At 44.6% G+C, this 18,332-nt stretch carries 23 protein-coding genes and 2 pseudogenes; 20 read left to right on the forward strand and 5 right to left on the reverse strand.

All coding sequences use genetic code 11. From position 1 onward, the window contains the following. The first annotated feature begins 27 nt into the window (after nucleotides 1-27). Nucleotides 28-843: an NAD(P)H-binding protein gene (locus H9629_RS09175; protein ID WP_064094532.1), complete on the forward strand. Its 816-nt coding sequence runs from the start codon at nucleotides 28-30 to the stop codon at nucleotides 841-843. A gap of 237 nt (nucleotides 844-1,080) precedes the next feature. Here H9629_RS09175 and plsB read toward each other — a convergent pair whose 3' ends face one another. After that, a complete protein-coding gene (gene plsB / locus H9629_RS09180) occupies nucleotides 1,081-3,648 on the reverse strand; it encodes a glycerol-3-phosphate 1-O-acyltransferase PlsB (protein WP_191730979.1) in 2,568 nt (855 codons plus the stop codon). A gap of 283 nt (nucleotides 3,649-3,931) precedes the next feature. Between plsB and H9629_RS09185 the strand changes: the two genes are divergently transcribed. Together H9629_RS09185 and H9629_RS09190 are read left to right on the forward strand one after the other, a co-directional pair. Then, a complete protein-coding gene (locus H9629_RS09185; RefSeq protein ID WP_064094530.1) occupies nucleotides 3,932-4,804 on the forward strand; it encodes an acyl-CoA thioesterase in 873 nt (290 codons plus the stop codon). A 179-nt stretch (nucleotides 4,805-4,983) separates the two neighbouring features. After that, nucleotides 4,984-6,231, forward strand: coding sequence for a dicarboxylate/amino acid:cation symporter (locus H9629_RS09190; RefSeq protein WP_064102404.1), 1,248 nt, complete (start codon nucleotides 4,984-4,986; stop codon nucleotides 6,229-6,231). A 271-nt stretch (nucleotides 6,232-6,502) separates the two neighbouring features. On the opposite strand, the pseudogene yihA reads toward H9629_RS09190, so the two are convergent. The 3 genes and pseudogenes from yihA to H9629_RS09205 all read right to left on the reverse strand — a co-directional run. Further along, nucleotides 6,503-7,279: pseudogene (gene yihA / locus H9629_RS09195) on the reverse strand (ribosome biogenesis GTP-binding protein YihA/YsxC); the annotation flags it as partial. 105 nt (nucleotides 7,280-7,384) lie between these two features. Continuing rightward, nucleotides 7,385-7,825: an RrF2 family transcriptional regulator gene (locus tag H9629_RS09200; RefSeq protein WP_064094527.1), complete on the reverse strand. Its 441-nt coding sequence runs from the start codon at nucleotides 7,823-7,825 to the stop codon at nucleotides 7,385-7,387. A gap of 97 nt (nucleotides 7,826-7,922) precedes the next feature. After that, nucleotides 7,923-8,684, reverse strand: coding sequence for a globin domain-containing protein (locus H9629_RS09205; RefSeq protein WP_064094526.1), 762 nt, complete (start codon nucleotides 8,682-8,684; stop codon nucleotides 7,923-7,925). Between the two features lie 316 nt (nucleotides 8,685-9,000). Between H9629_RS09205 and H9629_RS15475 the strand changes: the two genes are divergently transcribed. Then, nucleotides 9,001-9,129 (forward strand): hypothetical protein, encoded by a 129-nt coding sequence (locus H9629_RS15475; protein WP_263600639.1) that lies wholly within the window; start codon nucleotides 9,001-9,003, stop codon nucleotides 9,127-9,129. 136 nt (nucleotides 9,130-9,265) lie between these two features. On the opposite strand, the gene H9629_RS09210 is transcribed toward H9629_RS15475, so the two are convergent. Further along, nucleotides 9,266-10,468, reverse strand: a complete 1,203-nt coding sequence (locus tag H9629_RS09210; RefSeq protein ID WP_064095161.1) for a PLP-dependent transferase — start codon at nucleotides 10,466-10,468, stop codon at nucleotides 9,266-9,268. 163 nt (nucleotides 10,469-10,631) lie between these two features. On the opposite strand from H9629_RS09210, the gene H9629_RS09215 reads away from it, so the two are divergent. From H9629_RS09215 to rpsN, 16 genes and pseudogenes are all read left to right on the forward strand, one after another. Continuing rightward, nucleotides 10,632-11,366, forward strand: coding sequence for a type 1 glutamine amidotransferase (locus H9629_RS09215; RefSeq protein ID WP_144723650.1), 735 nt, complete (start codon nucleotides 10,632-10,634; stop codon nucleotides 11,364-11,366). A 272-nt stretch (nucleotides 11,367-11,638) separates the two neighbouring features. Next, nucleotides 11,639-11,950, forward strand: coding sequence for a 30S ribosomal protein S10 (gene rpsJ / locus H9629_RS09220; protein WP_000070912.1), 312 nt, complete (start codon nucleotides 11,639-11,641; stop codon nucleotides 11,948-11,950). A 60-nt stretch (nucleotides 11,951-12,010) separates the two neighbouring features. Beyond that, nucleotides 12,011-12,649, forward strand: coding sequence for a 50S ribosomal protein L3 (gene rplC / locus H9629_RS09225; RefSeq protein ID WP_064094523.1), 639 nt, complete (start codon nucleotides 12,011-12,013; stop codon nucleotides 12,647-12,649). A gap of 11 nt (nucleotides 12,650-12,660) precedes the next feature. Continuing rightward, the gene (rplD, locus tag H9629_RS09230; RefSeq protein WP_035265093.1) at nucleotides 12,661-13,263 is read left to right on the forward strand and encodes a 50S ribosomal protein L4; all 603 of its coding nucleotides are present in this window, start codon (nucleotides 12,661-12,663) and stop codon (nucleotides 13,261-13,263) included. Beyond that, nucleotides 13,260-13,580: a 50S ribosomal protein L23 gene (rplW, locus tag H9629_RS09235; protein ID WP_004281510.1), complete on the forward strand. Its 321-nt coding sequence runs from the start codon at nucleotides 13,260-13,262 to the stop codon at nucleotides 13,578-13,580. Before rplD ends, rplW begins: the two co-directional genes overlap by 4 nt. 11 nt (nucleotides 13,581-13,591) lie before the next feature. Beyond that, the gene (gene rplB, locus H9629_RS09240) at nucleotides 13,592-14,416 is read left to right on the forward strand and encodes a 50S ribosomal protein L2 (RefSeq protein WP_064094522.1); all 825 of its coding nucleotides are present in this window, start codon (nucleotides 13,592-13,594) and stop codon (nucleotides 14,414-14,416) included. 19 nt (nucleotides 14,417-14,435) lie between these two features. Continuing rightward, nucleotides 14,436-14,711 (forward strand): 30S ribosomal protein S19, encoded by a 276-nt coding sequence (gene rpsS, locus H9629_RS09245; protein ID WP_004673001.1) that lies wholly within the window; start codon nucleotides 14,436-14,438, stop codon nucleotides 14,709-14,711. Between the two features lie 11 nt (nucleotides 14,712-14,722). Beyond that, nucleotides 14,723-15,052, forward strand: coding sequence for a 50S ribosomal protein L22 (rplV, locus tag H9629_RS09250; RefSeq protein ID WP_001982638.1), 330 nt, complete (start codon nucleotides 14,723-14,725; stop codon nucleotides 15,050-15,052). Nucleotide 15,053: 1 nt separating this feature from the next. Beyond that, nucleotides 15,054-15,870, forward strand: a pseudogene (gene rpsC, locus H9629_RS09255) (30S ribosomal protein S3). Continuing rightward, a complete protein-coding gene (rplP, locus tag H9629_RS09260) occupies nucleotides 15,810-16,223 on the forward strand; it encodes a 50S ribosomal protein L16 (protein ID WP_004281506.1) in 414 nt (137 codons plus the stop codon). Before rpsC ends, rplP begins: the two are co-directional and overlap by 61 nt. Continuing rightward, on the forward strand, nucleotides 16,223-16,420 hold the full coding sequence (rpmC, locus tag H9629_RS09265) for a 50S ribosomal protein L29 (protein ID WP_004281505.1): 198 nt from the start codon (nucleotides 16,223-16,225) through the stop codon (nucleotides 16,418-16,420). Before rplP ends, rpmC begins: the two co-directional genes overlap by 1 nt. Continuing rightward, on the forward strand, nucleotides 16,417-16,674 hold the full coding sequence (rpsQ, locus tag H9629_RS09270; RefSeq protein WP_004281504.1) for a 30S ribosomal protein S17: 258 nt from the start codon (nucleotides 16,417-16,419) through the stop codon (nucleotides 16,672-16,674). Before rpmC ends, rpsQ begins: the two co-directional genes overlap by 4 nt. Before the next feature lie 91 nt (nucleotides 16,675-16,765). After that, nucleotides 16,766-17,134 carry a 50S ribosomal protein L14 gene (rplN, locus tag H9629_RS09275; protein ID WP_004281503.1) on the forward strand — a complete coding sequence of 123 codons (369 nt, stop codon included), beginning with the start codon at nucleotides 16,766-16,768 and terminating at the stop codon, nucleotides 17,132-17,134. Between the two features lie 9 nt (nucleotides 17,135-17,143). Further along, complete coding sequence (gene rplX / locus H9629_RS09280) at nucleotides 17,144-17,461, forward strand: 50S ribosomal protein L24 (RefSeq protein WP_004281502.1); 318 nt, start codon at nucleotides 17,144-17,146, stop codon at nucleotides 17,459-17,461. A gap of 16 nt (nucleotides 17,462-17,477) precedes the next feature. Then, the gene (gene rplE, locus H9629_RS09285; protein ID WP_004645057.1) at nucleotides 17,478-18,014 is read left to right on the forward strand and encodes a 50S ribosomal protein L5; all 537 of its coding nucleotides are present in this window, start codon (nucleotides 17,478-17,480) and stop codon (nucleotides 18,012-18,014) included. A gap of 9 nt (nucleotides 18,015-18,023) precedes the next feature. Beyond that, the gene (gene rpsN / locus H9629_RS09290) at nucleotides 18,024-18,329 is read left to right on the forward strand and encodes a 30S ribosomal protein S14 (RefSeq protein ID WP_004732275.1); all 306 of its coding nucleotides are present in this window, start codon (nucleotides 18,024-18,026) and stop codon (nucleotides 18,327-18,329) included. The last annotated feature ends 3 nt before the right edge of the window (nucleotides 18,330-18,332 follow it).

The raw sequence follows: 18,332 nt of genomic DNA on the forward strand, positions 1-18,332 counted from the left end.
TCAACCAGATTTGTGATTCGGTGCTCAATGCATATTTTATTTATCGGTTATGGTAAAACATCCCGACGTGTGGCTAAACAACTATTTGAGCAAGGTCATCAAATTAGCACAATTAGCCAGAGTCCCAAAACAGATTCATTCGCAACTCATCTGATTCAGGATGTGCATCAACTGGATTTAACAGCAATTACACCAATTGACTGGGTCTATGTATTACTTAGTCCAAAACAAAGTACGGTTGAAGGTTATCAGCAGACTTATCTGGATTCGGTTCAACCTATTGTGGCTGCCTTGAAACAGCATCCGGTGAAACGGATTGTAGTGGTGTCATCGACACGAGTGTGTGGTCAAAATTCCGGTGGAATCGTAGATGACGAAACCGAAATTCACCCAATTGATGCTCAGGGCAAAATCTTGCAGCAGATGGAGCAGGCTTATTTCGCTGCTTATCCTGAGCAATGTACGATCATTCGTCCGAGCGGTATTTACGGTACTTCAGTAATACGCCTGCAAAAAATGGCCGCCTCGATGACGAGTTATCCGAATCTGCACTGGTCCAACCGGATTCACATTGAAGATTTATCACGTTTCTTAGCACAGATGATTCACGTGGAACATCCTGAAAAGTCTTATATTGTGACAAACAATGATCCAAAATTATTGCATGAAATATTGCAATGGTTCCAACGGCAGATGGGGCTTCCTTTGCTTAAGGTGGAAAGTGAGCAGGTGACAGGTAAGAAACTTTATGCGACCCGAATGCAAAAAATGGGATTTGAGTTAGAGCATCCAGATTGTTATGAGGATTATTTGGAGTTGATGGGGAAAAATAACCCTTCCTAACTTCCCTTTTTAAAGGGAGGAATTCCCCTCCTTTTCAAAGGAGGGGTTAGGGGAGGATTTTATCTAAAACCAACTCTCCCTAATCCTCACTTGCGCTTCGTTTTAAAAGCCGTGCTTTAAAACTCGCTCAGGAGAGGGAATGCTATATTTAAATAATGGCATTAGCTTCTCAGTTTTCACTTCTTATAAATTCTTAAATAAAAAAGAGAGGCCTTAGCCTCTCTTTTTTATTTAATCTTACTTTTTTTTCCGCTTCGCACGTTTCTTGGCTTGTTCAGCCGCAACTGCATCCAGGGCTTCTTTAAGTTCTTCATCGGTAAAGGCGGTAATGTGATGCAGCATCTGCAATTTCACTTCGTCCAATACCAGATCGGCATATTTCGCTACATTGGCCAGCTGTTCATCAAAGACAATCGCATTGTCTTCATTGGTGCACAGATAACCTTTCTGGGTTAATACTTTAATAAAGCTCTGGAACAGGGCTTTATCGAAGAACTCAGGCGAATTGAACTCATACAATACAGACAGACGCTGACCAACCAGATAGCTCAGCTCTTCCACCTGGCGAGTCGAAATATTGCCTGAACCACGTTGGGTAATCAGTGCCAAAGTCATGTAATAACGTTCCAGACTTTGGGTCACTGGGGCAGCCAGAACTTCGAGCTGATGATGCGCTTCAGTATTCGGTGCAGGTGCAATCAGGTTTTCGCCATCTTGCGTGATCAGTTTTGAAGAAATCAGGTTGTCAATATGGGCATTGACCTGATCCTGAATCTCATCTTCATGCCATTTTAAAAATAGCTCAGCTTTGAGGAAAGGATATAGGGTGCTGCTGATATTGACCACATCATGACGGCGGATGGTGCCGTTATGTTCAGTCAGGGCTGCAATCAGGGATGGCAATATAAAAGTATGCACAATATTATTACGGAAATAGGTCAGCAGAACCGCCTGATTATCTTCAATCGCAATAATATCGCCCAGTACATGCTTCACCCGTTTGATCAGTTTCAGCTTCATCGCATAGGCAATTATTTCTTTGCCTGACAGCGGTGTAACCTGCATGCGTTCATCATAAGGCAGAGCGGTGAGCAAGGTGCGATAAGTATCCAGCTGTTTGATACAGATTTCTTCATCCAGCGTATGTTTTGGCGTGGCCAGCAAGATTAAAGATAATAACGATACCGGATTGATCACGACTGCACTGTTAATATTTTCCAGAATAGCCTGTGCAGAGCTATTCACCGCGTCAGAAACCGCTTGTGGAACCGGATCATCGTTCTTTTCGATCTTGATATTTTCTGCACCATGCTGTTTCAGGATATCATCCAGAAATACCGGTTTACCGAAGTTCAGGTGCACCTTGCCAAAAATGCGTTCAATCTTGCGCAGGGTTTTCAAAATACCAAAAATAGACTCGGCTTCTTTTGGCTTACCACTCATTTCACCGACATAGGTACCACCTTCCATTAGGCGTTCATAGCCGATATAGGTCGGTACAAATACAATCGGTTTGGACTTGCCACGTAAATGACCATGCACGGTCATTGCCAGCATCCCGGTTTTTGGCGGTAGCAAACGACCGGTACGTGAACGGCCACCTTCAATAAAGTATTCTAGCGGGGTATTACGTGACAGGACGCTATACAGATATTCCTTAAAGACCGTGGTATAGAGCGCGTTGCCGCGGAAGGTACGGCGAATAAAGAAAGCACCGCCACCGCGTAAAATCTGGCCGACAAAAGGCATATTCAGGTTATCGCCCGCTGCGATGTAAGGCACCATCAAACCACGGCGATAGATCACATAAGACAATAACAGATAGTCAATATGACTGCGGTGACAGGGGGTATAGACAATTTCATAATCCTTGGCCAGTTCACGCACGGTACTGAAATTATGGACTTCCACGCCGTCATAAAGCTGGGTCCATAAGCGGGTCAGGGCTTTGTCGGCAAAACGTACGGTAGAATGAGAATAATCGGAAACGATTTCGTTCAGATAACCGATGGCACGACGTTCGGATTCCAGCATCGAGGTTTTACTACGGATACTGTCATTGCGAATCGCCGCCTGTACATCTGGTGACTTGATCAGACCATGCATCACATTACGGCGGTCGGACAGATCCGGCCCGAGAATGACTTCACGCTGACCATCTAGATAATCATTTAAAGTGCTGACAATATAGGTTGCCGGCGCGGAATTTGGATGCGTCTCTTTGGCAAAGTTAATCAATGCGCGTAAAGACTGCGGTTCATGGAACTCTAAATAAGACTGGCGACCATGCAGGCCGATATTGACCAGTTGCTTGACCCGGCTCGGTGTAGACCAGGTATCGGTAAACAGCAGCTTAAACCAGGAATCTTCTTTTTCAGGCTCGCGTCCCCAAAGTACTGTTACCGGAACCAGTTCGACATCCAGCTCAGGATGCTGTTCCAGAACCTCAATCAGGCGTAACAGACGTGGCGGAAAAGCATGCGGGGGAGAACTCAACAGGTTGTTTTCATCATGATGCTGCAAAAACAGCAACGATGCTTTTTCCTTGTGGTTACCCAGTTGCATGGGATCAAGTGCAGCCGGTAATTTTAAACGGCGCGTTTCTGCATCGACCACGAGGGCATTACTACGTGAATGGTTCTGTAAAACGTAGCAGACCAGCTTTTGCGATTCTGCTGTAGTCTGATCAGATTCAGGTGCTGTCACTTCACTTGGTACTTCCCCAAGAACATGAGGGGTAACCACAAGATCAAGTAACTTACTTGAAAGCTTGCGATACATTTGACCAAAGCCATTCTTGGACATAGCTGCTCCTAATTTTACTGACCAAAACCACAGGGCTTCTGAGGGGATTTATTTTGCGGGTTTCTAAGATGAAACGATATATCTTTTTTTAACAACTTCAACAGAAGTAGTTCAATTTTAGCGTGAAAGTAGATGCTTTTCCTAGTGACTTATGACATGAGTATGACAGAACAGTCATGCAATCTTTAGAGTTTCAGTCTGATTTTGTGGCAGAATATTCCAGATCAATTGTTTAAATCTGTTTTTCCATTTTGGGATATCTCCAATATTACGTAGGTTACTTATGAATGCCTTAACACAGGAACTGGTCGAGCTGCTCAGCTTAGAAAAGTTAGAAGAAAACATTTTCCGGGGAATCAGCCGGAATCTGGTGGGCAAGCGTGTGTTCGGTGGACAGGTTTTAGGGCAGGCATTACGCGCCGCATCTTATACCACAGACCGTCCGGCTCACTCATTACATGCCTATTTTTTGTTTGGCGGAGATGTCAACGCACCGATTATCTATGAAGTAGACCGTATCCGTGACGGCAAGAGCTTTGTCAGCCGTCAAGTACGTGCCATTCAGCATGGCCGTACCATTTTTATGTGTATGGTGTCTTTCGCTCCACAGGAAGAAGGTCTGAACTATCAGATTTCAGAGCCCGAGTATCCACCGGCAGAAAGCCTGAAAAATGAAGCAGAACTTACCCGGCAGATTATCGAGTTTATTCCGGAAAATGTACGGGCCACCTTTACACGTGATCGTCATGTCGAGATTCGTCCGGTCAATCCGCAGAATCCGTTCCAGCCGCAACCTGAAGCACCTTCTTATGCGCACTATATCCGTACCCACGGCCAGATTGCCACAGAGGTGGATGATATTTCCCTGCATCAGGCCATCGCCGCTTTCTATTCTGACTTTACTCTGATGACGACTGCACTGCGCCCCCATGGTCTGAGTTATCTTTCACCAAGTTTGCAATGTGCCAGTATTGACCATGCCATGTACTTCCATAGACCGTTTCGGGTGGATGAATGGATGCTATATGATATGGATGCGACTCAAAGTGCCAGTTCACGTGGCCTGAACTTTGGCCGGATGTGGCAAAATGGCGAACTGGTCTGTAGTACGACTCAGGAAGGCCTGATCCGTTTGCGTGAAATCGAAACACAATAATGGTTATTCTTGTTCAACAAACCGAATGTTCAGATTCGTTTTTTTTTGTTTTTTTAAGTAGCATATAAATGGCTATTTAATGTCATGTTTTCATGACCTGTTTATAAAATACTACTCGATTCTATAGAACACGCATGGCATAGTGCGGCTTAAGATCAATATTAAAAATGCATGAAAAGATGAGTTTAAATACGCAAATTTTAATTGCCGCCGTACTGGGGGTGCTGTTTGGATTCCTGCTGACGACATTTCCACAAAGCACGTTTTTTGATATCGGCCTGTACGGGGTTGGAATTGCCAGCAGTCTTTTCATTGGGCTGCTTAAAATGATTTTGATCCCTCTTATTTTTACTTCAATCGTGGTCGGGGTGTCGAATCTGCAGGCCGGTGGACAGTTGAGTCGAACCTGGAAAATCACCCTGATGTGCTGTGTGACAACCACTTCATTGGCGCTCATTTTAGGTCTGACCTGTGCCCATCTGTTTAATGTCGGTAAGGGTGTTGATGTACTGATGTTCCAGGATGCCATGGCGCAACATCAAACACCGGATACCCTGACACCTTCATCTTTCTTTACCAATTTTATTCAGAATACCCTGATCAATCCGTTCAAAGCTTTTGCGGATGGCAACGTTTTGGCAGTGGTGATTTTCGCCTTGTTTATCGGTGTGGCGCTAGTGGCAGGTGGAGACAGCTTCCGTACCGTACGCAAACTGAGTCTCCAGTTTTTTGACATCATGATGTTGATGATTGGCTGGATCATGAAATTGGCACCGCTCGGAATTTTTGCACTACTTGCCAAGCTGATCGCTACTGAAGATATTTCTGTACTGAGTCGTCTGGCTGAATTTGCTGCAGTGGTCACAGGTACCACAGTTTTCCATGGTCTTGTGGTCTTGCCTCTATTGCTGTGGGTTTTCGGCAAGATGGATCCCATCACGTTCTTTAAGGGTACTAGAGCCGCCCTGATTACTGCATTTGCCACCAGTTCCAGTTCGGCTACCATGCCCTTGTCGATGAAATGCGCACAGGAAAATTTAGGGGTACGGCCCCAGACTGCAGGTTTTGTGATTCCACTGGGTACCCAGTTAAATATGGATGGCACGGCACTCTATGAAGCGGCAGCAGCCTTGTTTATCGCCAACTTAATGGGGCTGGATCTCAGTCTGGGACAGCAGTTGGTGGTCTGTGCCACGGCGATGATTGCATCCTTGGGTGCGCCGGGAATTCCGAGTGCCGGTATGGTGACCATGATCATGGTCTTGCAGTCGGTCGGTTTGCCTGCCGAGGCGATAGCCATTTTGTTACCGATCGACCGCTTGCTCGATACTGTACGCACAGTCGTGAATGTTCAGGGTGATATGATGATCAGTGTCGTGGTGGATCGATATACACGTGAACCCGATCTTCAAGCAGCAGACTGCTAAAGCATTTAAAAATAAAAAAAAGCAGGCCATTGGTCTGCTTTTTATAAGGGAAGTTTTAATAAATCAAGAATGATCCCAGACAATTCTGATGAGATGGTTAATCTTCAGAATGCTTGTTCTGATTCAGTTCATCTGCTGCTTTAAGCTCAGATGGATCCTGCTCAAGCAGTTCAAGCGGCTCTTCAGCTTCATTTAAAGCATGCATCGATACTTCAGCAACATGCTCCAAATCAGATTCACTAAGCTCGAGTTCTTCAAGGGGTTCATCCGATTCATTGAAATCATGGATTGATGCTTCCGGAATGCTGTCCAGATCATATTGAGAGGCTTGATCTAAAGTAAAGTTCAAACGGCCACCCATGACGCTGGCCAGTTCTTCCAGACCCTGTTTATTCATTGATGAGAACAGTTGAATCGAGAAATCCAGCTTCATCTTTTTCAATGCCGCTTTGACTTCCTGCAAGGCTTTGGATGCAGGACCACGATTCAGTTTATCTGACTTGGTTAACAAGACATGTACGAACAACTGGCGGGAATAGGCCCATTCCAGCATCATCACATCGAAGTGTTGCAGTGGATGGCGAATGTCCATCAGCAGCACCAGGCCTTGTAAACTCTGGCGATGAATCAGGTAATTTTCCAGTTCTTTTTGCCAGACCAGTTTCATTTTTTCAGGTACAGCTGCATAACCATAACCGGGTAAGTCGACCAGACGCTGATCTGGATTGCCCAGGCTAAAAAAATTGATCATCTGGGTGCGGCCAGGTTTTTTGGATGCGCGTGCCAACTGTTTCTGGTTGGTCAGGGCATTAATCGCACTGGATTTCCCTGCATTCGAGCGACCAGCAAAAGCAATTTCATAGCCAGTATCTTCTACACAAAGACTAAGTTTGGGCGCACTCATTAAAAATTCGGCTTTACGTAGCCAGTTGAGTGAGCGCACAGCATATTCAGTAATGGCAGAATCAACTTTTTTCTCGTAGCTGATCTTTTGCTTAGGCGCATGAGCTGTCTTACTGTTTTTGGATTTTCCTCTGCTGTGGTGCATAACTCAACTTCAATAAATGATCTACAAAGAAGCATTATAAAGGAAGTCGCACAGGCAAGCGAACATTGCCGCAAGAATAACTCATAAGATGTGAACTGAAAGACTTTAAAGATTAATCAGGCCGATCGGGGACTTTGAACTAAAGCGTGCATCTTTGGGTAGAACAACATCTTGAAGCGTATATTGATCCAGACTGTGATAAAACTGATCGACTGCAGTATCTAAAATACCTTTCAAACCGCAAGTTGGACGTAATACGCAGGGGGGATTATTGCATTCCACCACATTGCTGTCGTGTTGCAGAATCCGCACAATCTGTCCTAGTTGAAGGTTCAGGCTGGCTGGATTTAAACGTATGCCACCCCCTTTACCACGGGTAGTAATCAGCCAGTCCTGTTTTGCCATAAAGTGCACGATTTTCATGGCATGGTTTTGCGAAACCTGTAGGCGCTCGGCTAGTTCTGCAATGGTATAGGGGAAGTCACGTGGCTGTGCGACATACATCAGGATTCGAAGCGCATAGTCAGTGAATTTATTGAGTTGCATAAGTTCAACAGCTAGAAAATGAAAGAATTGAATGCTAAAAGCTCCACGAATGGAGCTTTTAATCAGGATCTGATGTTAGTCTAAACCGTTTTTGACATTAAAGCTTGAGCGGGGCAGACACTTCGACGATATCACCCACCTGATAATGGTCAATCAGTGTTTGTGCCACTGAAAACGCGGTTGGGTTTTCTTCAGCTTTCACAGTAATCTGATATTGTCCACTTTGAGCCTGATCAAAGCTGAACTGCTGTGGCTGGCGAATGTTCTGTTCAGGCACCTGTACTCGTACTGAAATATGTTCACCTGCGTCCGCACTTGCAATCGCTGCACCATCTTTAGCTTTGAGTGTAAAGATTTTACCTGCATCCGTATCATTGACTGCTGCCACTTCAAATTCGCGCCAGCCGGCCCAGCCACCATTTTCAGAAGCTAGAGTGGCATATTTGGATTTTTCTACACCAATCAGGATGTCAGCCAGTTGCATATATGCTTCTTTCCAGGCTGCAATCAGCTCGGAGTCCATGGGTACATCTAAAACTTCGCTGATCGAATGTAACAGATTTTCACCGACAATCGCATATTGATCTGGCTGAATATCCAGACTGACATGTTTGGTGGTAATACGTTCGATGGCTTTGGCCAAAACACCCGGGTTGGTGATGTTCTCGGCATAGGCCAAGACTGCCGCAGCCAGGGCACGTGGTTGACGACCGGTACTTTGATGATCCATGTTGAAGGTGTTTTTCAACTCAGGATGGTTGTTCAGCATGCGGTTATAGAAATATGTAGTAAGTGCTACGCCGTTTTCACGTAAAACAGGAACAGTCGCTTGTACAAGTTCAATATGTTGTGGATTCATGGGAGCTGTCTGCAGTTGTTTTTAAAAGATGTATTTAAATTACATCTTTTAAAAAAGCTTTACAATAGTGTCACTCCATAAAACCCTATAAAAATTATGGAATATAAAAATATTCCATAAGAAGTGTGATAATGATCGGAAAATAGAGGGTTATGTGCGCCTGAAAAGGGGGTTAAGTAAACCTTGGATAATTTTCTGTTTCGTTCTTCTTCTGTCCAGACTATAGGCAGCACTTGTGGTCAACGTGCCGATAATATCTAAAGTTATTTCTCTACCTTGCTTGGCTGTATGTTCTTCAGCTTGTTGGGTTGTTTAGATGCCAGCATTAGCAAGCTCATTGCAGAAATCGGAAGGCGAATGGAGTGGTTTTTTTGCATCAGATCTATCCCAGATCGGCACTGGCATGGGTACACCAATTCAAAAAACTCTCTGCCAATACTTTTAAACACGGGAGCTTTACGATACCGGTGGTGCCTGCAATCAAGCCAGGTCGCTGGGCAAATGATGATTACAGAACATCGTCGGTATCCTATCTGGAATAGTTTTAGCAATAACAGCTGATCTATCCATAGATCTTTCTATTATTCATGTTTAAGTTTTTTCATTTGTTCCAAGGCGTGCTGGATATCCTGAATCAAGTCTTTCGGGTGTTCCAGACCAATACAGAATCGCACCAGTAAGCCGTCTTTTAGGTGGGAATGTTGCAGCACGCGCATGTCATTTAAGTTATATAACATGACCAGACTGACAGGACCACCCCAGCTAAAGCCAAGCTTGAACAGGCTTAAACTGTCACAGAAATTCCGGATATCCTGTATTGTGTATTTGCTGTCAAAGATTACACTGACCAGACCGGCACTATGCGCTTGCCTGCAAATTTCTTTCCAGTATGGATGGCCTGCGCTGTCAGAATCAGCAGGATGCAATACCTGTATAAGCTCAGTTTGCTGTTTAAGCCAGTCCAAAATAGTGAGACAACTTTGTGACTGATGTTCATAGCGCAGTTGCATAGACGCCAGACTGCGTTGTACCTGAGCCACATCATCCCCAGAAACACTAATGCCTTGAAGGGCATGCGCACGGAACAGTTGGTTATGCAAGACTTTATCTCGTGTGACCACTGAGCCCATCAGGATGTCGCCACCACCGCTTGGATATTTGGTCAGTGCATGTACCGTAATATCTACACTTAAATGTTCATGACCAAAATCAAAGGCATTAAAAGCCAGACCTGCACCCCAGGTATTATCCAGTACAGTCACCATATTATGCGCCTGCGCCTTTTTCACCAAACCGGTCAAATCTGGGAATTCCAGGGTCACTGAGCCGGCAGCCTCGAGCCAGATCAGTTTGGCGTTATCTGTAGGCTGAAAAGTTTCAATCTCTATCGGATTATAGACTTTAACCGTAATTCCATAACGCTTCTCCAGATTGCGTAAATGTTCCATGTTTGGGCCATAGATGTTGTCAGCTACCCAAACCTCATCCCCCTGGCTTAAAAAACAGGAATTCACCAGATTAATCGCAGATAAACCGCTCGGTGCGAGCAGATGATACAAGCCACCTTCGAGTTGGGCGATATTGTCGCCAAGAGTAAACGTAGTGGGTGTGCCATGCGTGCCATAACTATAATCATACTCATCGCTCCAATGGCGATTAAACAGGGCATCGGTATTGTTAAAAATTATGGTCGATGCACGATAGAGGGGAGGCTGAATGCTCGAAATTAATTGAGGGGCCTTTCGTGGTGCATGAATCAGGCGAGTTTGAGAGTCTTGTTTCACGTGAATGCGCTCAAATGTAATCAAATATTACTCTAGCTTAAGAGAATCTGTGACTCACTGCCAGTTACGTTATGAATTGTTTAAAAACAGCAGGGGTAGAAAAAACTTGGCTTCATTTTTGCAAAAGCTAAAGCCATATAGCTAAAAAAATAGGTTGAGGAGCATGAAGTCGCATTTAAAAGTGCATTATTTTCAGCATATTGCTGGTGAAGGTTTCGGTAGTTGTTATGAGTTTTTGAAGCAGCATCAGGCGCAAATTACCGCGACTGAATTTTTTGCTTTACCTATAGACCCACCTCTGGAGATCGAGGCATTGCCTGCAGTAGAAGAGGTGGATTTGCTGATCATTATGGGTGGAACCATGAGTGTGAATGATGAAGCAAATTTCCCTTGGTTAAAAATAGAAAAACGCTGGTTGCGTCGCTATCTTTCACACGGTAAACCGGCAATTGGCCTGTGCCTGGGCGGGCAGTTGATTGCAAATGCCCTGGGTGCAGGCGTTAGCCGCAATCCAGAGCAGGAATTGGGATGGACCACGGTGCAGAGGGTAGTCAATCTGCCGGAATCATGTTTTAGCTTGCCGGAGCAGTTCAATATTCTACAATGGCATAATGAAACTTTTGAACTGCCTAAAGGTGCAATCCATCTGGCAGAAAATGAAGCCTGTCGTAATCAGATGTATCAACTGGGCAGAAATGTATTGGGTTTCCAGTTTCATCCAGAAATTACACCCGAAACACTCGAGTTGTTTTTGGAAAATGAGGAAGAACTGGGGCAATTCTCAGGAAAATATGTACAAAACTTGGTTGAGCTAAAAAAAACCCAAAAACAGAAATTTATCGAAGGAAATCATATATTAAACCGTGCGATAGAATATGTTCTAGCAAAAACTGCCTGATATTCAATCAATAAGCCATTATTTAAGTCATGAATTTAAAACTTGGATAAAACCATAAAAGAGATTTGCTTATGCAATAAACAATGGCTATAATAAGCGACCCTTCAATAGGAAGGGGGTTAACTGCGAATAAAGTAGTTAACTATCGTTACAGTCGTGGCATCGATCATGACCTTAGTGATAATTCACTGCTCTTGACACTTGCCCACATTAAAGTGGGGTGAGATGCGTCAAGAGTGATTCTTTATATATTTGGCTTGGAGTTTACTGGTATGTCTAACCAGAGAATTCGTATCCGTCTTAAGTCTTTTGATCATCGTCTGATCGATCAATCAGCTCAAGAAATCGTAGAAACCGCAAAACGTACTGGCGCACAAGTGTGTGGTCCAATTCCAATGCCTACACGTATTGAACGTTTTAACGTTTTAACATCACCACACGTAAACAAAGACGCGCGTGACCAGTACGAAATCCGTACTTACAAGCGTTTGATCGACATCGTTCAACCTACAGACAAAACTGTAGATGCATTGATGAAGTTAGATCTTGCAGCTGGTGTTGATGTTCAGATCGCATTGGGTTAAGGCTTTCGGGTTAATTAACACTCTAAGTTAATTAGGCCGCTTTTTTAGAGGTTTATGCACATGGCTATTGGTTTAGTCGGTCGCAAGTGCGGTATGACACGTATCTTTACAGATGCTGGTGTTTCTGTGCCTGTTACAGTGATTGAGGTTGATCCTAACCGCATCACTCAAATCAAAACGCTTGAAACTGATGGTTATCAAGCGATTCAAATCACTACTGGTGAACGTCGCGAATCTCGCGTAACTAACGCTCAGAAAGGTCACTTCGCGAAAGCGGGTGTTGCTGCTGGTCGTCTGGTTCAAGAATTCCGTGTTTCAGAAGCTGAGCTTGAAGGTCGTGAAGTTGGTGGTACGCTTACCGTTGAAATGTTCCAGGTTGGTCAAGTTGTTGACGTAACTGGTACTTCTAAAGGTAAGGGTTTCCAAGGTGGTGTTAAGCGTTGGAACTTCCGTACTCAAGACGCTACTCACGGTAACTCACTTTCTCACCGTGTTCTAGGTTCTACTGGTCAAAACCAGACTCCTGGTCGCGTGTTCAAAGGCAAAAAAATGGCTGGCCATTTAGGTGCTGAACGCGTAACTACACAGGGTCTTGAAATCGTTGCTATCGACACTGAGCGTTCAGTTCTTGTTGTTAAAGGCGCGGTTCCTGGTGCTACTGGTGGCGACGTAACTGTTCGTCCTACTATCAAGGCCTGAGGGGAAATAACGTGAATTTAAATACTGTTTCCGGCTCTGCTGTTGAATTATCAGAAGTTGCGTTCGGTCGTGAATTTAATGAAGCTCTTGTACACCAAGTTGTTACAGCTTACTTAGCTGGTGGTCGTCAAGGTTCTAAAGCTCAAAAATCACGTGCAGACGTTTCTGGCGGTGGTAAAAAACCATTCCGTCAAAAAGGTACTGGCCGCGCTCGTGCTGGTTCTATTCGTAGCCCAATCTGGGTTGGCGGTGGTAAAACTTTTGCTGCTCGTCCACAAGACTGGTCTCAAAAAGTAAACCGTAAAATGTACCGCGGTGCTATGCAATGCATCCTGGCTGAGCTTGTTCGTCAAGATCGCCTAGTTTTAGTTGAAGAGTTTGCTGTTGCAGCTCCAAAAACTAAAGAATTGCTTGCAAAACTTAACGACTTGAATGCGACTCGCGCATTGATCGTTACTGATGCTGTTGATGAGAACCTGTATCTTGCTGCACGTAACCTTCCACACGTTGATGTGGTTGATGCTGCTGCAATCGATCCGGTTAGCTTGATTGCGTTCGACAAAGTTGTTATGTCTGTAGCTGCTGCTAAGAAAATTGAGGTAGAACTCGGATGAACAACGAACGTATCTATCAAGTCCTGCAAGGACCTGTATTCTCAGAAAAAGCACAAGTTTTAGGTGAAACTGCTGGTGTTCAAGTGTTTAAAGTTGCATTAAATGCAAACAAGCTTGAAATCAAAAAAGCAGTGGAACAACTCTTTGGTGTGGAAGTTGTTAAAGTTAACACGACTATCACTAAAGGTAAGTCTAAACGCTTTGGTAAAACATTAGGACGTCGTTCTGATGTTAAAAAAGCATACGTCACCCTGAAAGCTGGCCAAGATGTAGAAATGGCTGACTTGGGCGATACCGCTGAAAGCACAGCGGAATAAGGACGAGAATTATGCCTATTCAAAAATGTAAGCCAACGTCTCCAGGACGTCGCTTTGTAGAGAAAGTGGTTCATAATCACCTTCACAAAGGCGCACCATACGCTCCGTTGGTAGAAGCTAAAAAACGTACTGGCGGCCGTAACAACAACGGTCACATCACGACTCGTCACGTTGGTGGCGGTCACAAGCAGCACTACCGTCTAGTTGACTTTAAACGTAACAAAGATGGTATTCCTGCAACTGTAGAGCGTATCGAATACGATCCTAACCGTACTGCACACATTGCACTTGTATTGTATGCTGACGGTGAGCGTCGCTATATCATCGCTCCTAAAGGCCTTCGCGCTGGCGATAAAGTACAGTCTGGTAACGATGCTCCAATTCGTCCAGGTAACTGCTTGCCGCTTCGCAACATGCCAATCGGTTCTACTCTTCACAACATCGAACTTAAAATCGGTAAAGGCGCGCAGTTAGCTCGTTCAGCTGGTACTTCAGTTCAGCTGTTGGGTCGTGACGGTTCTTACGCTATCGTTCGTCTACGTTCAGGCGAGATGCGTAAAATTCACGTTGAATGCCGTGCTGTGTTAGGTGAAGTATCTAACTCAGAAAGCAACCTTCGTTCACTAGGTAAAGCTGGTGCATCACGCTGGCGTGGTGTTCGTCCTACCGTTCGTGGTATGGCGATGAACCCAGTTGACCATCCACATGGTGGTGGTGAAGGGCGTAATAAAGGTATTCAACCTGTAAGCCCATGGGGTCAAAAAGCTAAAGGGTACAAAACACGTACCAATAAGCGTACGACTAAGATGATTATTCGCGACCGTCGCGTTAAGTAACAAGTAAAGGAATCTGACAATGCCTCGTTCTCTGAAAAAAGGCCCATTCGTCGATGCGCACTTGTTCGCTAAGGTTGAAGCGGCTATCGCGGCTAATAACCGTAAGCCGATCAAAACTTGGTCGCGTCGTTCGATGATCCTACCGGATTTTGTTGGTTTAACAATTTCTGTACACAATGGCCGTAACCACGTTCCTGTGATCATTTCTGAACACATGGTTGGTCACAAGCTTGGTGAATTTGCACCAACTCGTACCTATCGCGGTCACGGTGTTGACAAGAAATCTAAACGTTAATGGGTGCTATGATGGAAGTAACTGCTAAATTACGCGGTGCCGCTATCTCGGCACAAAAAGCTCGTTTGGTTGCAGATCTTATCCGCGGCAAATCTGTTGCGCACGCTCTTAACATTCTTAACTTCAGCAACAAAAAAGCTGCAGTTCTAGTTAAGAAAGCGTTGGAATCTGCAATTGCAAACGCTGAACACAATAACAGTTTAGATGTAGACGATCTTAAAGTTTCTACGATCTACGTTGATGAAGGCATGAGCCTGAAACGTATTATGCCACGTGCTAAAGGCCGTGCAGATCGTATTACTAAGCGTACTTGTCACATCACCGTTAAGGTAGGGGTTTGATATGGGTCAGAAGGTTCATCCAATCGGTATCCGCCTAGGTGTTGTGAAACGTCATAACGCTAACTGGTATGCGAATCCGAAACAATACGCTGAATACTTGCTTAAAGATCTTCAAGTTCGTGAGTTTTTAACTAAAAAACTTAAAAACGCGATGATCAGCAATATTCTTATCGAACGCCCTACAGGCGCTGCTAAAGTAACTATTAGCACTGCGCGTCCTGGTATCGTGATCGGTAAAAAAGGCGAAGATATTGAGAAACTACAACGCGAATTGACATCTATCATGGGTGTTCCTGCGCAAGTAAGTATCAATGAAATTGATCGTCCAGACTTAGACGCGCGTCTAGTTGCTGAAGCTATCGCTTCTCAATTGGAAAAACGTGTAATGTTCCGTCGTGCTATGAAGCGTGCGGTACAAAACACCATGCGTGCTGGTGCTAAAGGTATCAAAGTAGAAGTTTCAGGCCGTTTAGGTGGTGCTGAGATTGCTCGTACTGAGTGGTATCGTGAAGGTCGTGTACCTCTACATACGCTTCGTGCAGATATCGACTATGCGACTATGCGTGCTGAGACTACTTACGGTACGATCGGTGTTAAAGTTTGGATCTTCCGTGGTGAGATCTTGGGCGGCATGAAACAAGTCATGAACCCAGCTCCAGCAGAAGAACGTCCAGCTAAACGCGGTCGTGGTCGTGGTGAAGGTCAAGAGCGTCGTGGTCGTCGCAATGATCGTTCTGCTGAAAAAGGAGAATAATCCATGTTGCAACCTAAGCGTACTAAATTCCGTAAAGTGCAGAAAGGCCGTAACACTGGTCTAGCACACCGCGGTAGCACAGTATCTTTCGGTACTATTGCACTTAAATCAGTTGAACGTGGTCAAATGACTGCGCGTCAAATTGAAGCAGCGCGTCGTACAATTAGCCGTCGTATTAAGCGTGGTGGTAAGATCTTTATCCGTGTATTCCCGGACAAGCCGATTACTTCTAAGCCTCTTGAAGTGCGTATGGGTAAAGGTAAAGGTTCTGTGGAATATTGGGTTTGCCAAATCAAACCAGGTAAAGTCTTGTACGAAATTGATGGTGTTAACGAAGAACTGGCTCGCGAAGCGTTTACGCTTGCAGCAGCTAAGCTTCCGTTTAAAACCGCTATCGTGACTCGGACGGTAATGTAATGAAAACTAAAGATCTACGTGAAAAGTCGGTAGAAGAGTTGACAGCTTTGCTTGATGAGCAACAGCTTAACCAATTCCGTCTTCGTATGGCGAAAGCAACTGGTCAATTGGGTAAATCGCATGAAGTTGCACTTACTCGTCAGACTATTGCTCGTATTAAGACCCTCCTTACCGAAAAACAGGGGAACGGACAATGAGTGATAAAACAGTCCGCACGTTAACTGGCAAAGTTGTAAGCGACAAGATGGATAAATCTATCGTTGTGCTTATTGAACGCCAAGTTCAACACCCGTTGTATGGCAAATTAATCCGCCGTTCAACAAAATTACATGCTCATGATGAGAACAACACAGCGAAAGCTGGTGATGTTGTAACCATTAAAGAAAGCCGCCCAATTTCTAAAACTAAGTCTTGGACTCTAGTTGAAGTTGTTGAAGCAGCTGCTGAGTAATTAACGTTCTTGTTGCATCATCGGTCAATTTCGAGTACTCTTTGAGCCTTTCGAAATTTCGACCGGTGTTGCTCGGTTTTGGAGTAGGGCAATGATTCAGACCGAAACTATGCTCGACGTAGCAGACAACAGTGGTGCACGCCGCGTACAATGTATTAAAGTACTTGGTGGCTCGCATCGTCGTTATGCTTCTGTTGGCGACATTATTAAAGTTACTGTAAAAGAAGCAATTCCACGCGCACGTGTTAAAAAAGGTGACGTGATGAATGCGGTTGTGGTTCGTACAAAATTCGGTATCCGTCGTGCAGACGGTTCAGTGATTCGTTTCGACGATAACGCTGCTGTTATTTTGAACAACAACAAAGCGCCGATTGCAACTCGTATTTTCGGACCAGTGACTCGTGAACTTCGTACTGAACAGTTCATGAAAATTATTTCATTGGCTCCTGAAGTTCTATAAGAGGCGATCATGGCTAAGATTAAAAAAGGCGATCAAGTAATTGTGATCGCAGGTAAAGAAAAAGGCAAACAGGGTACTGTTCTGTCTGTTTCTAATGACCGTGTTAAGGTTGAAGGCCTTAACTTGGTGAAGAAGCATCAGAAGCCGAACCGTGCTACAGGCGCTGAAGGTAGCGTTGTAACTCAGGAAGCTTCGCTTCATATTTCAAACGTGGCAGTTTTTAATGCTACAACCCAAAAGGCTGACCGTGTTGGTTACCAAGTGATTGATGGCGTGAAAACTCGCGTATTCAAATCAAATGGTGAATCAGTGGCGGTAGCGAAGTAATAGGTTGATATAGGCCATGGCCAGACTTAAAACACGTTACAATGACGAACTTAAAGCTCAGTTACAAGAGGTATTGGGCGTTAAGAATGTGATGGAGATTCCTCGCATCACTAAAATCACGATCAACATGGGTGTTGGCGCGGCTGCTGCTGACAAAAAACTCCTTGATGGTGCTCTTTCAGATATGCAAGCTATCGCTGGTCAAAAACCAGTACTTACGTTAGCTCGTAAATCAATCGCTGGTTTTAAAATCCGTGATGGTTGGCCGATCGGTTGTAAAGTTACTTTACGCGGCGAACGCATGTACGAATTCTTGGACCGTTTGATCTCGATTGCGATCCCTCGTATTCGTGACTTCCGTGGTTTCTCTGCGAAATCATTCGACGGTCGTGGTAACTACTCAATGGGTCTTAAGGAACAAATCATGTTCCCTGAAATCGATTTTGACAAGATTGATCGTATTCGTGGTATGGATATTACCATTACTACGACTGCTCGCACCGATGACGAAGGCCGTGCGCTTATGCGTGCATTCGGCTTCCCGTTCAAATAAGAGGTCGATATGGCTAAGAAAGGTATGATTAATCGCGAATTGAAACGCGAAGCTACTGTTGCTAAATACGCTGCAAAACGTGCTGAATTAAAAGCTGTTATTGCAAACGTAAATGCATCAGACGAAGAACGTTTCGAAGCGATGATGAAATTACAAGCATTACCACGTAATGCATCTCCAGTACGTCTACGTAACCGTTGTGGTTTAACTGGTCGTCCTCATGGTTACTTCCGTAAGTTCGGTTTAAGCCGTAACAAATTACGTGAAACAGTAATGCAAGGTGATGTACCTGGCGTTGTTAAGGCAAGCTGGTAAGGA

This window comes from Acinetobacter pecorum, from assembly GCF_014837015.1.
Classification (GTDB): Bacteria; Pseudomonadota; Gammaproteobacteria; order Pseudomonadales; family Moraxellaceae; genus Acinetobacter; species Acinetobacter pecorum.

Excerpts from the sequence above, each read along its gene's own strand:
- H9629_RS09175 (WP_064094532.1), top strand. The coding sequence starts at position 28 with ATGCATATTTTATTTATCGGTTATGGTAAAACATCCCGACGTGTGGCT.
- plsB (WP_191730979.1), bottom strand. The coding sequence starts at position 3,648 with ATGTCCAAGAATGGCTTTGGTCAAATGTATCGCAAGCTTTCAAGTAAG.
- H9629_RS09185 (WP_064094530.1), top strand. The coding sequence starts at position 3,932 with ATGAATGCCTTAACACAGGAACTGGTCGAGCTGCTCAGCTTAGAAAAG.
- H9629_RS09190 (WP_064102404.1), top strand. The coding sequence starts at position 4,984 with ATGAGTTTAAATACGCAAATTTTAATTGCCGCCGTACTGGGGGTGCTG.
- H9629_RS09200 (WP_064094527.1), bottom strand. The coding sequence starts at position 7,825 with ATGCAACTCAATAAATTCACTGACTATGCGCTTCGAATCCTGATGTAT.
- H9629_RS09205 (WP_064094526.1), bottom strand. The coding sequence starts at position 8,684 with ATGAATCCACAACATATTGAACTTGTACAAGCGACTGTTCCTGTTTTA.
- H9629_RS15475 (WP_263600639.1), top strand. The coding sequence starts at position 9,001 with ATGCCAGCATTAGCAAGCTCATTGCAGAAATCGGAAGGCGAATGGAGT.
- H9629_RS09215 (WP_144723650.1), top strand. The coding sequence starts at position 10,632 with ATGAAGTCGCATTTAAAAGTGCATTATTTTCAGCATATTGCTGGTGAA.
- rpsJ (WP_000070912.1), top strand. The coding sequence starts at position 11,639 with ATGTCTAACCAGAGAATTCGTATCCGTCTTAAGTCTTTTGATCATCGT.
- rplC (WP_064094523.1), top strand. The coding sequence starts at position 12,011 with ATGGCTATTGGTTTAGTCGGTCGCAAGTGCGGTATGACACGTATCTTT.
- rplW (WP_004281510.1), top strand. The coding sequence starts at position 13,260 with ATGAACAACGAACGTATCTATCAAGTCCTGCAAGGACCTGTATTCTCA.
- rplB (WP_064094522.1), top strand. The coding sequence starts at position 13,592 with ATGCCTATTCAAAAATGTAAGCCAACGTCTCCAGGACGTCGCTTTGTA.
- rpsS (WP_004673001.1), top strand. The coding sequence starts at position 14,436 with ATGCCTCGTTCTCTGAAAAAAGGCCCATTCGTCGATGCGCACTTGTTC.
- rplV (WP_001982638.1), top strand. The coding sequence starts at position 14,723 with ATGGAAGTAACTGCTAAATTACGCGGTGCCGCTATCTCGGCACAAAAA.
- rplP (WP_004281506.1), top strand. The coding sequence starts at position 15,810 with ATGTTGCAACCTAAGCGTACTAAATTCCGTAAAGTGCAGAAAGGCCGT.
- rpmC (WP_004281505.1), top strand. The coding sequence starts at position 16,223 with ATGAAAACTAAAGATCTACGTGAAAAGTCGGTAGAAGAGTTGACAGCT.
- rpsQ (WP_004281504.1), top strand. The coding sequence starts at position 16,417 with ATGAGTGATAAAACAGTCCGCACGTTAACTGGCAAAGTTGTAAGCGAC.
- rplN (WP_004281503.1), top strand. The coding sequence starts at position 16,766 with ATGATTCAGACCGAAACTATGCTCGACGTAGCAGACAACAGTGGTGCA.
- rplX (WP_004281502.1), top strand. The coding sequence starts at position 17,144 with ATGGCTAAGATTAAAAAAGGCGATCAAGTAATTGTGATCGCAGGTAAA.
- rplE (WP_004645057.1), top strand. The coding sequence starts at position 17,478 with ATGGCCAGACTTAAAACACGTTACAATGACGAACTTAAAGCTCAGTTA.
- rpsN (WP_004732275.1), top strand. The coding sequence starts at position 18,024 with ATGGCTAAGAAAGGTATGATTAATCGCGAATTGAAACGCGAAGCTACT.